At 71.1% G+C, this 14,184-nt stretch carries 12 protein-coding genes; 4 read left to right on the top strand and 8 right to left on the bottom strand.

Translation table 11 applies throughout. The annotated features are described in order from the left end of the window. Window positions 1–18 precede the first annotated feature (18 nt). Entirely contained in the window at window positions 19–2,610 is a 2,592-nt protein-coding gene (gene leuS, locus JMJ55_RS19615) for a leucine--tRNA ligase (protein WP_202827293.1), read from the bottom strand. 147 nt (window positions 2,611–2,757) lie between these two features. Between leuS and JMJ55_RS19610 the strand changes: the two genes are divergently transcribed. After that, a complete protein-coding gene (locus JMJ55_RS19610; RefSeq protein ID WP_202827292.1) occupies window positions 2,758–3,852 on the top strand; it encodes an alpha/beta hydrolase in 1,095 nt (364 codons plus the stop codon). A 130-nt stretch (window positions 3,853–3,982) separates the two neighbouring features. Continuing rightward, on the top strand, window positions 3,983–4,405 hold the full coding sequence (locus tag JMJ55_RS19605; protein ID WP_202827291.1) for a DUF1489 family protein: 423 nt from the start codon (window positions 3,983–3,985) through the stop codon (window positions 4,403–4,405). Here JMJ55_RS19605 and JMJ55_RS19600 read toward each other — a convergent pair. After that, entirely contained in the window at window positions 4,397–4,720 is a 324-nt protein-coding gene (locus JMJ55_RS19600) for an AzlD domain-containing protein (RefSeq protein ID WP_202827290.1), read from the bottom strand. The genes JMJ55_RS19605 and JMJ55_RS19600 overlap by 9 nt on opposite strands. Further along, window positions 4,707–5,390: an AzlC family ABC transporter permease gene (locus tag JMJ55_RS19595; protein ID WP_202827289.1), complete on the bottom strand. Its 684-nt coding sequence runs from the start codon at window positions 5,388–5,390 to the stop codon at window positions 4,707–4,709. The genes JMJ55_RS19600 and JMJ55_RS19595 overlap by 14 nt, the downstream gene beginning before the upstream one ends. Before the next feature lie 160 nt (window positions 5,391–5,550). Between JMJ55_RS19595 and JMJ55_RS19590 the strand changes: the two genes are divergently transcribed. Further along, entirely contained in the window at window positions 5,551–8,706 is a 3,156-nt protein-coding gene (locus JMJ55_RS19590; RefSeq protein ID WP_202827288.1) for an efflux RND transporter permease subunit, read from the top strand. A gap of 64 nt (window positions 8,707–8,770) precedes the next feature. Here JMJ55_RS19590 and JMJ55_RS19585 read toward each other — a convergent pair whose 3' ends face one another. From JMJ55_RS19585 to JMJ55_RS19575, 3 genes are all read right to left on the bottom strand, one after another. Then, complete coding sequence (locus tag JMJ55_RS19585) at window positions 8,771–9,307, bottom strand: DUF3576 domain-containing protein (RefSeq protein WP_202827287.1); 537 nt, start codon at window positions 9,305–9,307, stop codon at window positions 8,771–8,773. 110 nt (window positions 9,308–9,417) lie between these two features. After that, the gene (locus JMJ55_RS19580) at window positions 9,418–10,857 is read right to left on the bottom strand and encodes a porin (protein WP_202827286.1); all 1,440 of its coding nucleotides are present in this window, start codon (window positions 10,855–10,857) and stop codon (window positions 9,418–9,420) included. 231 nt (window positions 10,858–11,088) lie between these two features. Then, window positions 11,089–11,652, bottom strand: coding sequence for a thiamine phosphate synthase (locus JMJ55_RS19575; protein WP_328702703.1), 564 nt, complete (start codon window positions 11,650–11,652; stop codon window positions 11,089–11,091). Between the two features lie 21 nt (window positions 11,653–11,673). Between JMJ55_RS19575 and JMJ55_RS19570 the strand changes: the two genes are divergently transcribed. After that, entirely contained in the window at window positions 11,674–12,339 is a 666-nt protein-coding gene (locus JMJ55_RS19570; protein WP_202827284.1) for a YggS family pyridoxal phosphate-dependent enzyme, read from the top strand. Here JMJ55_RS19570 and JMJ55_RS19565 read toward each other — a convergent pair. Both JMJ55_RS19565 and JMJ55_RS19560 read right to left on the bottom strand, forming a co-directional pair. Further along, complete coding sequence (locus tag JMJ55_RS19565; RefSeq protein WP_202827283.1) at window positions 12,336–12,845, bottom strand: L,D-transpeptidase family protein; 510 nt, start codon at window positions 12,843–12,845, stop codon at window positions 12,336–12,338. The two genes, JMJ55_RS19570 and JMJ55_RS19565, sit on opposite strands and share 4 nt — an antisense overlap. After that, on the bottom strand, window positions 12,842–14,002 hold the full coding sequence (locus tag JMJ55_RS19560) for a GTP cyclohydrolase II (RefSeq protein WP_202827282.1): 1,161 nt from the start codon (window positions 14,000–14,002) through the stop codon (window positions 12,842–12,844). Before JMJ55_RS19560 ends, JMJ55_RS19565 begins: the two co-directional genes overlap by 4 nt. Window positions 14,003–14,184: the final 182 nt, after the last annotated feature.

Below are 14,184 nucleotides of genomic sequence, written 5' to 3'. Positions count from 1 at the left end.
CCGCCGAGCAGCCCGCGCCTAGACCACGAAATTGACGACACGTCCCGGGACATGGATGCGCTTCCGGATGGGGCGACCGGCGATGGACCGCTGAACATTCTCCTCGGCCTCCGCCTGGGCAAAGATGGTAGCCTCATCGGCATCGGCTGGCACCTCGATCGTGCCGCGTAATTTGCCGAGGACCTGCACCGCGAGGGTCAGCGTCTCCGCCTTCAGCAGGGCCGGGTCCGCCTCTGGCCAAGGGAAATTGGCGACGAGCTCATCCTCGCCGGGCCGCAGCAGGGACCAGAGCTCCTCGGCCAAGTGCGGCATCATCGGGCTGGCCAGACGCGCCAGCGCCTCCAGCGCCTCGCGCCGCGCCGGGCCGCCGGCCTCGCCGGCCTCGGTGATGGCATTGGCGAATTCATGGATGCGGGCGACGGCGACGTTGAAGCCGAACTCCTCCAGCGCCTCGGTCACACCGGCGATGGTCCGGTGCGTCGCCTGGCGCAGCTTGCGCCCCTGCCCATCCTGTGGAGCACCCGGCGGCGGCAACTCCGGCAGCGCCGTCGCCACCAGCCGATAGAGCCGCTGGGTGAAGCGATAGGCGCCGGCGACGCCGCTCTCGGTCCATTCCATGTCCCGCTCGGGCGGGTTGTCGCTCAGGATGAACCAGCGTGCGGTATCGGCGCCGTAGCGGCCGATGATGGCGCCCGGATCGACCGTGTTGCGCTTCGACTTCGACATCGCCTCGACGCGGCCGATCGTCACCGGGCTGCGGTCCGTCTTCAGATGCGCCAGCCGCGCGCCGTCATTCGTGGCGGTGAACTCCACCTCCTCCGGGTAGAGCCAGCGCCCCTCGGCGCTGCGGTAGCTCTCATGCGTCACCATGCCCTGGGTGAAGAGGCCGGCGAAGGGCTCGGCCAGCGCCACATGCCCCGTCTCCCGCATGCCGCGGGTGAAGAAGCGGCTGTAGAGCAGGTGCAGGATCGCATGCTCGATGCCGCCGATATACTGGTCCACCGGCAGCCAGGCATCGACCGCGGCGCGGGTGGTGGGCTCGGCCGCCCGCGGCGAGCAGAAGCGGGCGAAATACCAACTGCTGTCGACGAAGGTGTCGAAGGTGTCGGTCTCGCGCCGGGCCGGCTTGCCGCAGGCCGGGCAATCGACATGCTTCCAGCTCGGATGGTGATCCAGCGGATTGCCGGGGCGGGAGAAGTCCACGTCATCCGGTAGCGTCACCGGCAGCTGCTCGGCCGGCACCGGCACCACGCCGCAGGCCTCGCAATGGATCACCGGGATGGGGCAGCCCCAGTAGCGCTGGCGGGAGACGCCCCAGTCGCGCAGGCGCCAGTTCACCACGCCGGTGCCGGCGCCGATCGCTTCCAGCCGGTCGATGGCGCCGCGCTTGGCCTCGGCCGTCGGCAACCCATCGAGGAAGCCGGAATTCACCGCCACGCCTTCATCGGTGAAGGGCAGGGCCACCTCGGCGCCGCTGGCGGGCCGCACCACCGGGGTGATGCCCAGGCCGTATTTCGTGGCGAAGTCGAAGTCACGCTCGTCATGGCCAGGGCAGCCGAAGATCGCGCCGGTGCCGTATTCCATCAGCACGAAATTGGCGATCCAGACCGGGAAGGTGACGCCCTCCAGGAAGGGATGCGCGACCCGGAAGCCGGTATCGAAGCCGCGCTTCTCCGCCTGCTCGATCGCCGCCTCGCTGGTGCCCATGCGGCGGCATTCGGCGATGAATTCCGCCGCCGTCGGATTGGCCGCCGCAGCGGCGGCCGCCAGCGGATGCTCGGCGGCCACCGCGAGGAAGCTCATGCCGAACAGCGTGTCGGGGCGGGTGGTGAAGACCTCGACCTCCGAGGTTTCGCCGACCGGCTCGGCCAGGCGGAAGCGCACCCGGGCGCCCTCGCTGCGGCCGATCCAATTGGCCTGCATCAGCTTCACCCGCTCCGGCCAGCGGTCGAGCGAGCCCAGCGCCTCCAACAGCTCCGGCGCAAATTTGGTGATGCTGAAGAACCACTGGCTGAGCTGCTTCTTCTCGACCAGCGCGCCGCTGCGCCAGCCGCGGCCGTCGATCACCTGCTCATTGGCCAGGACCGTGCCGTCCACTGGGTCCCAGTTGACCCAGGACTCCTTCCGCTCGACCAGCCCGGCCTTCCAGAAGTCGAGGAAGAGCGCCTGCTGTTTGCCGTAGTATTCGACATCGCAGGTGGCGAATTCGCGCGACCAGTCGAGCGAGAGGCCCATGCGCTTCAGCTCGGCGCGCATATTGGCGATGTTGTCGTAGGTCCATTGGCCGGGATGGATGCCGCGCTCCCGCGCTGCATTCTCGGCCGGCAGGCCGAAGGCATCCCAGCCCATGGGATGCATCACCTGATGCCCGCGCGCCCGCTTGTAGCGCGCGACCACATCGCCGAGCGTGTAGTTGCGCACGTGCCCCATATGGATCTTCCCGCTGGGATAGGGGAACATTTCCAAAACATAATATTTCGGCTTGCTGCCATCCGGCACATCCGGCACGGCGAAGCAGCCGCGGCGGTTCCACTCCTCCTGCCAGCGCGGCTCGGCGGCGGCGAAGTCGTAACGGGTTTCGGGACGGGTGGCGGTGGTGGCGTCGCTCATGGGAACCGGTGACCTGACTGGCAGATGGGAATAAGCCGAGCCCCGGCCTGAGGGAAGTCCTTGGGACAATGTGGTGCGCCTCGCGCCTCTGTTGCCGGACCGGCACGGCCGGCGCAGACTCCCGCCGTCTTCTCGCCCGGACCGTCGATGCGCTTTTTCCTGCTGCCGTTCCTGCTTCTCGGCCTGGTACGGCCATCGGCCGCCCAGACCGTGCCGGAGGCCTATCGCGCCGTCTTCTCGCTGGAGGCGCTGGGCACCGCGCCGCCCTCCGCCCTGCTGGCGGCCAGCTACACTCTCGCTTATCGCGGCCTGGTGCCGCATGCGGCCTTCGCCCTGGCGCGGGAGCCCTCCGGCCGGTCTGCCTGGGGCTATGCCGGCGGCGCGCCGACAGCGGAGGCGGCCGAGGCGATGGCGCTGGAGCGCTGCCGCCGCTCGCTCGGCCCGGTGCAGGCGGAATGCCGCATCTTGGCCCGCGATGCGCGGCTGGCGGATGGGCCCGCCGTGCCGCTGGCCGAGGGCCGGCTTGGCCCCTTCCGCTCGGCACCCCTGATGCTGCGCCGTGGGCCGGCCGCGGCGCAGGGCGTGGTGATCTGGGCGCATGGCTATGCCGGGCCGGCGCGGGATCTGCGCGGCAGCGCCGCCCCGGGCTTCACCGCCATCCTGAACGATGCCGGCTGGGATGTGCTGCGCTTCGACCGCCATCCGGGGGATGATGCGCTCTATACCAGCCTGCCGCGGCTGACCGAGGGGCTGGCTGCGGTGCGGGCCGCGGGCTACCGGCGGATCGTGCTTGCCGGCCAGTCGCGGGGCGGCTGGCAGGCCATCATGGCGGCCAGCGCCCGGCCCGAGCTGGTGGAGGCGGTGATCGCCACCGCCCCGGCGGCGCATGGCGAGGCGAGCCGGGCCAACAACCTCCTCGCCGGGATCGATGATTTCCGCCGGCTGCTGGCCGGGCTGCCGGCGCGCGGGCCGCGCCTGGCGGTGGCACTGTTCGAGGGCGATGATTTCGACCCGGACCCCGAGCGCCGGGCGGGGCTGGTCGAGGACGCTGCCGCGACGCGTCCGGCGCCGCTGCTCGTGCTCTGGCCGGCGGGGGCGGAGCCGGCGCCGATCCGCGGCCATGGCGGTGCGGCCGATCCGCGCTTCACCATGCTTTATGGCGCCTGCCTGCTGACCCTGGTGCAGGCGCCGGAAGCGGCGGCGCCACGCGGCCTGCGGCGGGCGCCCTGCGGCGGCGGCTGAGCAGCCAGAGAAACTCCTGGTCTCCAAAGGCCCTTCAGCCTTTGGCGGGGGAGTTTGAGGGGCAGCGCCCCCTCATTGCCCAACGCGGAAAAGCCTTGCGGCGCCGTCCGCTCGCGGTACATCCGGGGGCGTGCTCCACCTCATCAAGCTTTCGGTCGGCCCCAAGGATGTGGGGCAGCTTCGCGCCATCCAGGCCCGGCGGGCGGTGGCCGAGCCGCCGCTGCGCCACCAGACCCGCATGATGCCGAAGCGCGGGGCGGAGATCCTGGCCGGCGGCTCGATCTACTGGGTCGTCGCTGGCTTCGTGCAGGTGCGCCAGCGGATCATCGATATCCTCGAGGAGGAATGGGATGACGGCACCCGCTGCGCCGGCCTGGTCCTGGACCCCGAGCTGGTGCCGGTCGCGGCGCGACCGGTGAAGCCCTTCCAGGGCTGGCGCTACCTGATGCCGGAGGCGGCGCCGCCGGACGTCCAGGCCGGCGCCGAGGGCGAGGGGGCGGAGGCGATGCCGGAGCGCCTGCGGGCCGAGCTGCGCAACCTCGGCCTATTGTAGCGCCCAGCGCGCCAGGATCAGCGCCAGCAGGCCAAGGCCAAGCGAGGCCAGCAAGCCCCGCCGCAGCGCCACCCCGGCCAGCAGCCCGGCCGCCAGCCCGGCCAGCCGCGCCGGCAGCGGGATGGCGGCCACCGCGCCGCCCGGCGCCAGCACGGCCAGTGCCACGAAGGCCGAGAGCGTCGCCTGGGAGACGGCGGCGGCCCAGGCCACCAGCGGATGGTCCGGCCGCAGCGCGCCCGCTACCAGCAGCCCCAGCGCACGCAGCAGCAGCATCGCCAGCGCGGCCAGCAGCAGGGCGAGGTCAGCCTCGGCCACGGCGCAGCCCTGCCAGGAAGGCCAGTGTCCCACCCAGCAGCCCGGCCCCCAGCAGCCCCCAGGCCGACGGCAGCCAAAATGCCACCGGCGCCGCCAGCACCCCGGCCAGGATCGCCCGCCGCGGCGCCGGCAGCCGCAGCTCGGCGGCCAGCAGCAGGGCGAAGTAGAGCGGGTTGGCGAAGAGCAGCGCCGCCAGCACCGGGGGCGAGAGCAGCGGCGCCGCCGCATGGCCCAGCGCCGTCGCCAGCCCCGCCACGATCCAGGAGGCCAGGGCGAAGCCGAGGAACCAGGGCAGCCGCGCCGGTGCCGGCAGGCCCGGCAGCACCCGCATCGCCGCCGCCCAGGGGGTGATGGCGATGAAGGGCAGGGACAGCCAGCGCCGTGCCCCACCGCCCAGCCAGGGCGCCAGCGCCATGGCCATGGGCAGGAAGCGCGCATTGGCCACCGTCGCCCCCAGCACCGCCGGCGCCACTCCGCCCCCCTGCAGCAGCACCAGCTGCCCCGCCATGCCATAGACCAGCAGGGAGGCGCCCATCGCCCAGCCGAGGCCCCGCCCCGCCGCCGCCACCGCCGCGCCGAAGGCCAGGAAGGTGGCGCCCATGGCGATGGCCGGGGCGCCCAGGGCGGCGAGGGCACCCGGCCGGAGCGGGGCAAGAGGGGGAAGGCGCATGCGGACGGGCATCCTGCCACGGCAGGTGTCAGGCCGGTAAGGCGCCGAGGGCCCCGGATGGCCGCGGATTAAGCCAGGGCTCGGCCCGGCGGTAAGCCCGCATCGGCGATGATGCCGGCATCGTCGCGCGCGTCCCGTCGCGCGCGCCAGGGAAACCCCTATGCGCCACATCGTCGCCTTCGCCCTCGAGAAGCGGGCCCTGGTGATCCTGCTCTTCCTCGGCTTCCTGGGGCTCGGCTTCGCCGGCTTCGCCCAGCTGAACATCGAGGCCTATCCGGATCCGGTGCCGCCCACCGTCGTGGTCATCACCCAGAATGCCGGGCAGAGCGCTGAGGAGATCGAGCGCTACATCACCATCCCGATCGAGGTCGGGCTGTCGGGCATGCCGAACCTGTCCAAGGTGCGGTCCACCTCGCTGTTCGGCCTCTCGGTGGTCTCGGCGCAGTTCACCTTCGCCTACAACTACGAGCAGTCCCTGCAGCAGGTGCTGAACCGGCTGACGCAGATCAACCTGCCCTCCGGCGTGCAGCCCAGCATCAGCCCATGGAGCCCGATCGGCGAGATCCTGCGCTACCGCATCCTCGGCCCGCCGGGCTTCGCCCTGACCGATCTCCGGGTGCTGCAGGACTGGGTGCTGCAACGGCGCTTCAAGCGCGTGCCGGGCGTGGTGGATGTCACGGCCTATGGCGGGCCGACCAAGTCCTACAACGTCATCATCGACCTGCCGAAGCTGAACGCCTATGGCCTGGCGCTGCCCGCCGTGGTGCAGGCGATCGGCAATGGCGATGCGACGACCGGCGCCGGCATCATCGATATCGGCCCGCAATCCGCCGTGGTGCAGGGCGTCGGCCTGATCCGCAGCATGGATGATGTGCGGAATGTCGTCCTCGGCTCCTCCAATGGGATGCCCGTCCTGCTGTCCGACGTGGCGCGGGTCGAAGTCGGCAACCTGCCCCGCCTCGGCATCGCCGGGCAGGAGGCAGATGACGACGTCGTCATGGGCGTCGTCCTGATGCGCCGGGGCGAGCAGACCCTGCCGACCATCCGCGCGGTGGAGCATGAGGTGCGGACGATCAATGCCGGCGGCGTGTTGCCGCCCGGCGTCCATATCGTGCCGATCTATGACCGGAAGGAGCTGGTGGACGTCACCACCCACCATGTGGTCAAGAACATCATCATGGGCATCGCCCTGGTGGTGTTCATCCAGTGGCTCTTCCTCGGCGACCTGCGCGGCGCCATCGTGGTCGGCGCCACCATCCCCTTCGCCTTCTTCGTCGCCATTATCACCATGCTGCTGCGGGGCGAGAGCGCCAACCTCCTCTCGCTCGGCAGCCTGGATTTCGGCCTGCTGGTCGATGCGACGGTGATCCTGGTGGAGAATGTCTACCGCCACCTGCACCTGCACAAGGCGCAGCGGCGGACGGGGCGGCTGCCGCATCCCGTCGTCTCGCCGCGCGGCCTCTCGGGCGTGCCGCTGATCGTGCTGCGGGCGGGGGGCGAGGTCAGCACCGCGATCTTCTTCTCCGCCCTCATCATCGTCGCGGCCTTCATCCCGCTGTTTACCATGGGCGGGATCGAGGGGCGGATCTTCGGCCCGATGGCCAAGACCTATGCCTATGCGATCGGCGGCGCGCTGCTGGCGACCTTCACCGTCGCCCCGGCCCTGGCCGGCGCGCTGTTCCGCGACGAGACGGAGGAGAAGGTGATGCCCATCGTCCGCTGGCTGGCGCGGGCGCATGAATGGCTGCATGGGCTCGCCATGCGGCGGCGGCTGGCGACCATGCTGGTCTCCGTCCTGCTGCTCGGCGGTGCCGTGGTGCAATTCGGCCGGATGGGCGGCGAATTCCTGCCGACGCTGGAGGAGGGGAGCATCTGGATGCGGGCCACCATGCCCGCCACCATCTCGCTGGCCGAGGGCAATGCGGCGGTGAACCGCATGCGGACCATCCTGATGGAATTCCCCGAGGTGACCACCGTCACCTCCCAGCAGGGGCGGCCGGATGACGGCACGGACAGCGCCGGCTTTTTCAATGCCGAATTCTTCGTCCCCCTGAAGCCGATGGAGCAATGGACCACGGCGAAGACCAAGGACGCGCTGATCGCCGCCATCCAGGCCCGGCTGCAGCGGGACTTCCTCGGCGTCGATTTCAACTTCTCACAATATATCTCGGACAACGTGCAGGAGGCATCGTCGGGCGTGAAGGGTGCCAATGCGCTGAAGGTGATCGGGCCGGAGCTCGATGTGCTGGCGCGGCTGGCCGAGCAGCTGCGGCAGCAGATGGCGCAGGTGGAGGGCATTGCCGATCTCGCTGCCTTCCGCACCCTGGGCCAGCCCACCATCTCCATCCGCATCGACCGGGCCCGGGCGGCGCGCTACGGGCTGGCCGTCAGCGACATCAACCAGGTGGTCCAGGCCGCGGTCGGCGGGCAGGAGGCGGCGCGGCTCTATGAGGATGGCGGCGACCGCAATTTCCCGATCACCGTCCGGCTCGATACCCAGTACCGCGACAATCTGGATGTCATCGGCCGGCTGCCGATCAGCCCGCAATCCGGGGCGACGCTGCGCGACGTGGCCGATATCCGCCTGATCTCGGGCGCCAGCTACATCTACCGCGAGGATGCCAGCCGCTACGTGCCGGTGAAGTTCAGCGTCCGCGGCCGCGACCCGCAGAGCGCGGTGGAGGAGGCGCAGGAGCGTGTCGCCGCCCATGTCGCGCTGCCGCCCGGCTACCGGCTGGAATGGGTGGGCGAATTCCGCAACCTCCAGGATGCGGTGGCGCGGCTGAAGGTGGTGGTGCCGGTCGCGCTCGCGCTGATTGCGGTGCTGCTCTATGTCCAGTTCAGCAGCCTGCGCGACACGCTGCTGATCTTCGGCCTGTTGCCGCTGTCCTGCATCGGCGGCGTGGCGGCGCTGGATCTCATGGGGATGAATTTCAGCGTCCCGGCGGCGATCGGCTTCCTCGCCCTGTTCGGCATCACGGTGATGGAGGGCATCATCCTGCTCTCGCATTTCCACGGTCTGCGGGATGAGGGGATGCCCTGGCGCCAGGCGCTGGACCAGGCCGGGGTGGACCGGATGCGGCCGGTGATGATGACCTGCCTCGCCGCCATGGTCGGGCTGCTGCCGGCGGCGGTGGCGACCGGCATCGGGTCCGACCTGCAGAAGCCGCTGGCGGTGGTGGTGGTGGGCGGCACGACCCTGCTGCCGGTCTTCATCCTGGTGGTCTTCCCGGCGATGATCGATCTGCTGAGTCGTCCGGCCGGGCTGCGGTCCCGTCGCACCGCACCGCGCGGGGCGGTGACCGGCCCGCACTGACGACACGAAAAACCCCTCAGGCCATGGGGCCTGAGGGGCTGCCTTTGCCCACCGGGATGGAAGGTCAGCGGGAGGCGGACTGGCTCCGCAACTCCCGCGCCCGGGCGAGGACCTTGTCCTCGAGATCGGCATTGGTCGAGGGCGAGACGGGGCTGTCCACCCATTGCCCACGATCCAGCGTCTGGCGGAAGACCTGGACCCGCACGCCATCCGAGCGGAGCTGCCGGCCGAGCACATAGGCCTGGGCGCGGAAGCGTTCGCCGTTGGCGGAAGGCGGGCTGTACCATTCGGTGATGATGGTGCCGCCGAAGGGATCGGCCGAGGCCAGCGGCATGAAGGAGAGGGTATCGAGCGTGGCGCGCCAGAGATAGGCGTTCACGCTGAGACCGCTGCCGCCGCCCGTGGCCGCGGCTTCCCGCGCTTCCCGGTCCTTGTCGACGCCGAAGACCACGATGCCGGCGGTGGCGCCCTGGGGGCGGTTGCGCGCCCGGCCGTTCCGCCAGTCGCCATATTCGTCGTTCTGGACGAGGCGTTGGTTCTCCCCGCCGCAGGCCGAGAGGAGGGGGAGGACGACGCCGAGGGCGAGGAGGGCATGCTTCATGGCTGGCGCACAGTAGGCATACCGCTTGGGCAATCAAGCCCTAAATACTGGACAAAACAAAGGGGTGGCAGGTTGCCCTGCCACCCCCTGTTGCTGCTGGTCCCGAAGGATCAGAAGGCGAGACGGGTGCCGAGGATGAACACCTTCGCCACGTTGCGGTCCTGGATGCCCGGGTTGGACGGATCCAGGTCGCGGCCACGCTCGGCCACCGTGTAGCTGCTGTACTCGGCGACGAGGTCGAGGCCCGGTGCGAGACGGTAGTTGCCGCCGACGCCCCAGCCGATACGACGCATCAGGGCGGCATTGGTCCCGTTGCCGGTGCCCGGAGTCCCGGGGTTCGCCACGAGGCCCGTGCTGCTGCCGCCATTGGCCGCGGCTGCGCTGAAGCTGCTGCGGCTGCCGCCTTCGACAGTCTGGATCACGTAGTTGCCGCCGATGGTGAACGGACCCACCGTGTAGCTGGCGCCGGTGAAGAACTGATCCATCGGGCGGTCACCGCGGAGGGTGTTGCCCCAGAAGAAGTTCGAGTCACCGTGTTCGTACTGCGCGCCAACCGTCAGGCCGTAGGCCGTAGCCTGGGCACCCACCTGGAAGACGTTCAGGTTGTTGTATAGCCGCGCCTGCGTGCCCTGCACGGTCAGTTCGCGCGCCGCGCCGGCGCCGACATAACCGCCGGTGACCGCGAGGCCGACGCCGGCTAGGCTGCCGCGCCAACGCAGCGCCGCCTGATACTCGTTCCGACGAACCGACATGTTCGGGCCGGCCGCGGCAATGCCGAAGTTGGAGGCGCCGGTGAAGGCATAGGCGCTATCGCACCAGCCGCTGGACTGGTTGGAGGAGCAGCCCGTGTCTTCGCCTTCGTTGTAGTTGAAGGCGAAGGAGGCGCCGAAGTCGAAGCCGAAGAACTGCGGGGACAGGTAGATGATCTTGGTGTTGTCGCCCAGCGAACCCGGCGCCGTCGTCGTGCGGACATTGGCCTGACGAGACACGAAGGACTCGCGGTCGCCATAGATGCCGCCGGTGCCGAAGTTGGTGACCACGCCCGAGTTCATCAGGCCGCCGACCGGACCGTCCTCATCGCCGAAGCGGATCTGGCCGAAGGTCGGGGAGGCGATGAAGGCGTAGTACTCGTCGATGCTCGCAGTCGTCTTGCCGGTGCTGGCACGCTGCTGGACGATGTTGCGGCCTTCCTGCTGGTTGAAGGCGATCTCGATCACCGCACCATAGGACAGGCCGTTCGCCGTCTTGCCGTTCACGAAGACATGGACTTCGGCATCGGTGCTGAAGTCATTCTTCGACAGGCGGGCGATGTTGCCGGCGCTTTCGGCCGATCCAGTGGCCTGCTGCTGCAGGTTGGAGGTGGCGCCGCTGACATTCGTCGCCAGCGTGGACGGCTGCGTCGAGTTGCGGCCGCTCTGCTGCGTGTTGCCGTAGTAAGCCCGGAAAAAGCCACCGATGCGGACGGTCGGAGCTTCCTGCGCCACGGCGACCGCCGGGGCCAGAAGCGCCGCGCCGACCACCGCGGTCGTGCCCAGCAGTATCTTGCGCATTCTAAACCTCCTCACTCGCCGGGCGGTCCCGGCTGTTCCCTTGACCCACCTGCCCCCCCGCAGCTTGGCTGCCAGGCAGGTGCCATCTCCAGTCCTGGCCATAGGCCAGCGGTCCGGACATGGCCGGGTCCGCACCGGACTATGATCCAGCGCAATAAACAGGGGCAACGGGACAGGTGGCGTCAGCGCGACTTCACTGAGACACTGTGGCGCCGACGACACACGGCGCTGTTACGGACCGCCGAGCGCCCCGATCGCCGCCAGCCCGGCGGCCCACCGCGGCAGCCGCGCCGCGGTGCCGGGCCCGATGCCGCCCAGCGCCACCGCCGGCCGGCCGGCCCGCGCCGCCAGCGCCGCCCAGCGCAGCGGGCCGAGTGCCGGCGCGCCGGGATGGCTTCGTGTCGGGAAGGCCGGGGAGAGCAGCACCGCATCCGCCCGCAGCCGCCGGGCCCGCGCCAGCCCGGCCCGGCCATGCGCCGCGGCGGTCAGCAGCAGGCGCCGCCGCCGGCGGCCGATCAGAAAGGGCAGCAGCCCGGCCGTGCCGCGGCGGTCCGGCAGGTGCAGCCCCGCGCCATGCCGCAGCGCCAGCCGCCCATCGCCCGCGACCAGCAGCACCAGCCGCCGCCGCCGGGCGATCGCCGCCAGCCCCGCCAGCACCGGGGGCGCCAGCCCCCGCGCCAGCACCGCCGCACCCGGCCGCAGCCGCGCCGCCGCCGCCCGCGGGTCGGGCAGCCGCACCGGGTCGCTCAGCAGCAACAGCCGCGGCCCGCGCCATGGCTTGAGCCGCCGGGCCACCCTCTCTAGCTTCGGCATCGCATGACCGACATCGCCGCCAACCTCGCCGCCATCCGCGCCAGGATCGCCGAGGCCACCGCCCGCGCCAACCGGCCGGCCGGCTCCGTCACCCTGGTCGCCGTCTCCAAGACCAACCCGGCCGAGGCGGTCGTGGCGGCGCTGGCCGCCGGCCAGATGGTGTTCGGGGAGAACCGGGTGCAGGAGGCGGCGGGAAAATTCCCCCCGCTCCGGGCGGACTGGCCGGGCCTCCGCCTGCACATCATCGGCGGGCTGCAGACCAACAAGGCACGGGACGCGGTGCGAATCGCCGATGTCATCGAAAGCCTGGACCGGCCGAAGCTCGCCGCCGCCCTGGCCGAGGCGATGGCGAAGGAAGGCCGGCGGCCCGACCTGCTGGTGCAGGTGAATACAGGGGATGAGCCACAGAAGGCCGGCATCGCCCGGGCCGAGGCCGCGGATTTCCTCCGCGCCTGCCGGGAAGACTGGGGCCTGCCGGTGCAGGGCCTGATGTGCATCCCGCCGGCCGGAGAGGATCCCCGCCCGCATTTCGGCTTCCTGGCGGAGCTGGCCGCCCGCCACGCCCTGCCGGTGCTGAGCATGGGCATGAGCGCGGATTTCGAGGCGGCGATCGCCTGCGGCGCCACCCATGTCCGGGTCGGCAGCGCGATCTTCGGCAGCCGGGCCTAGCCCTCCAGCACCTCGATCGCGGTGAGTCCGGCCGCCAGCGCCGTCCGCAGCTCGCGCTCCGGCAGGGCGATGCAGCCCTCGGTCGGCGCCAGGTCCGGCCGGGCGAGATGCAGGAAGATCGCGCTGCCCCGGCCGCGCTGCACCGGATCATCGTTCCAGCCCAGCACGCCGATGATGTCGTAGAGCGAATCCGCCCGCCACAACTCCTCATGCCGGGCGGGATGCGGCAGGGTCACCGGGCGGTTGTAGTCCGGATGGGTGGGATCGTCGCACCAGCCATCGCTCGGCGCGATCGGCTCCACCGCCACCCGGCAGCGCGGCGGCGCCACCCGATCCGCCCGGTAGAGCACGCGGCGCAGCGGCAGCAGCCCGACCGGCGTCGCGCCATCGCCCTCCTGCTTGTCGCGCCGGATGCCGCCGCGGCCGAGGGCGCAGCGCCAGGTCTCGCCCGCCAGGCGCAGCAGCCCGTCCGGCCCGACCCGGGCGAGGCTCGGCGCGGCGCTCATGCCAGCAGGTGCCCGAATCGGCGAGCCTTGGTTTCCAGATAGCCGTCATTGACGCCGTTCGGGGCGAAGGCATGCGCCTCCCGCCCCTCGATGCCGATGCCGCAGGCGGCGAGGGAGGCCAGCTTCTCCGGATTGTTGGTCAGCAGCCGCACCCGCTCGATCCCGATCTGGCGCAGCATGGTGGCGGCGACCATGAAATTGCGTTCATCGGCGCCCCAACCCAAGGCCCGGTTGGCGTCCAGCGTGTCGAGCCCGCCATCCTGCAGCCGATAGGCGCGGAGCTTGTTGACCAGGCCGATGCCGCGCCCTTCCTGCGCCAGGTAGATCAGCACGCCGTCCCCGGCCTCGCCCATGCGGCGGATGGCGCCGCGCAGCTGCGGCCCGCAATCGCAGCGGAGCGAGCCGAGCAGGTCGCCGGTGAAGCATTCCGAATGCAGCCGGGCCAGCGGCGCGCCGCCCCGGGCCGCCACCTCCTCCGGCTTGCCGATCAGGATGGCCAGATGCTCGATCCCGCCATCGGCGGCGCGGAAGGCGAGGATGCGGGCATCCGGGGCGCCCTCCAGCGGCACCGCGGCTTCCGCCACGCGGCGGAGCGTGGTCGCCGCCTCGGCCGGATAGGCCAGGACATCGGCCGACTCGACCGAGAGGAGATCGGGCCGCGGCAACCCCTCCCGCGCCGGCGCCGCGATCACCGCCGGCAGCAACCGGCCGAGCTTGGCGAGCGCCAGGGCGGCAGCCGCCAGCGGCGGGGCCGGGACCCGTTCGGCGCGCGTGCCCTCCGGCAGGCGGTCGGCGGTCGGGTCGGCCAGGCTGCGGAGCAGGGCGGGGTCGAGCAGGCCGGGCGGCAGCCGCAGCGCCACCGCATCCTCCTGCACGGGGCGGAGGATCGGCAGCGGCGCGACGGCCGCGGCGCGGACCGGGGCGAGCAGCAGCACCGGCGTCCCCCGCACCAGGCTGGCCAGCTCGGCGAGTCCCGGCGCGCCTACGGTTTCCGCCGCGGCGAGCACCAGGGCCTGATCGCCCCCGCGCAGCAGCACCGGCGTGCCACGGCGCAGCTCGGCGGCGGCGCGGTGGACCGCGCGCAGGGCGAGGGCGGCTGCATCCGGCACCGCGGCGTCGGGCCCGATATGCGGGTCGGAAGCAATGGAAAGGGGCATGATCGTCAGTCTAGGTCCATCATGGCCGTATGGCGCACCCGGAATGTGGCACCGAAACGGCCAATCCCAGGAGATGCCGCAGAATATTGATATGACGTCGGTTCCATGATGGCTTTCGCGTGGCATGGCTTGACAAACTCGCCATAGCTTCGCCATCGACTGCGCCTAATCCTGTGACGACA

This window comes from Belnapia mucosa (genome assembly GCF_016775475.1).
Classification (GTDB): Bacteria; Pseudomonadota; Alphaproteobacteria; order Acetobacterales; family Acetobacteraceae; genus Belnapia; species Belnapia mucosa.
Note: the sequence above shows the minus strand (reverse complement) of the source record. Positions and strands in the feature narration are given on the sequence as shown.

Excerpts from the sequence above, each read along its gene's own strand:
- leuS (WP_202827293.1), bottom strand. The coding sequence starts at position 2,610 with ATGAGCGACGCCACCACCGCCACCCGTCCCGAAACCCGTTACGACTTC.
- JMJ55_RS19610 (WP_202827292.1), top strand. The coding sequence starts at position 2,758 with ATGCGCTTTTTCCTGCTGCCGTTCCTGCTTCTCGGCCTGGTACGGCCA.
- JMJ55_RS19595 (WP_202827289.1), bottom strand. The coding sequence starts at position 5,390 with ATGCGCCTTCCCCCTCTTGCCCCGCTCCGGCCGGGTGCCCTCGCCGCC.
- JMJ55_RS19590 (WP_202827288.1), top strand. The coding sequence starts at position 5,551 with ATGCGCCACATCGTCGCCTTCGCCCTCGAGAAGCGGGCCCTGGTGATC.
- JMJ55_RS19585 (WP_202827287.1), bottom strand. The coding sequence starts at position 9,307 with ATGAAGCATGCCCTCCTCGCCCTCGGCGTCGTCCTCCCCCTCCTCTCG.
- JMJ55_RS19580 (WP_202827286.1), bottom strand. The coding sequence starts at position 10,857 with ATGCGCAAGATACTGCTGGGCACGACCGCGGTGGTCGGCGCGGCGCTT.
- JMJ55_RS19570 (WP_202827284.1), top strand. The coding sequence starts at position 11,674 with ATGACCGACATCGCCGCCAACCTCGCCGCCATCCGCGCCAGGATCGCC.
- JMJ55_RS19565 (WP_202827283.1), bottom strand. The coding sequence starts at position 12,845 with ATGAGCGCCGCGCCGAGCCTCGCCCGGGTCGGGCCGGACGGGCTGCTG.
- JMJ55_RS19560 (WP_202827282.1), bottom strand. The coding sequence starts at position 14,002 with ATGCCCCTTTCCATTGCTTCCGACCCGCATATCGGGCCCGACGCCGCG.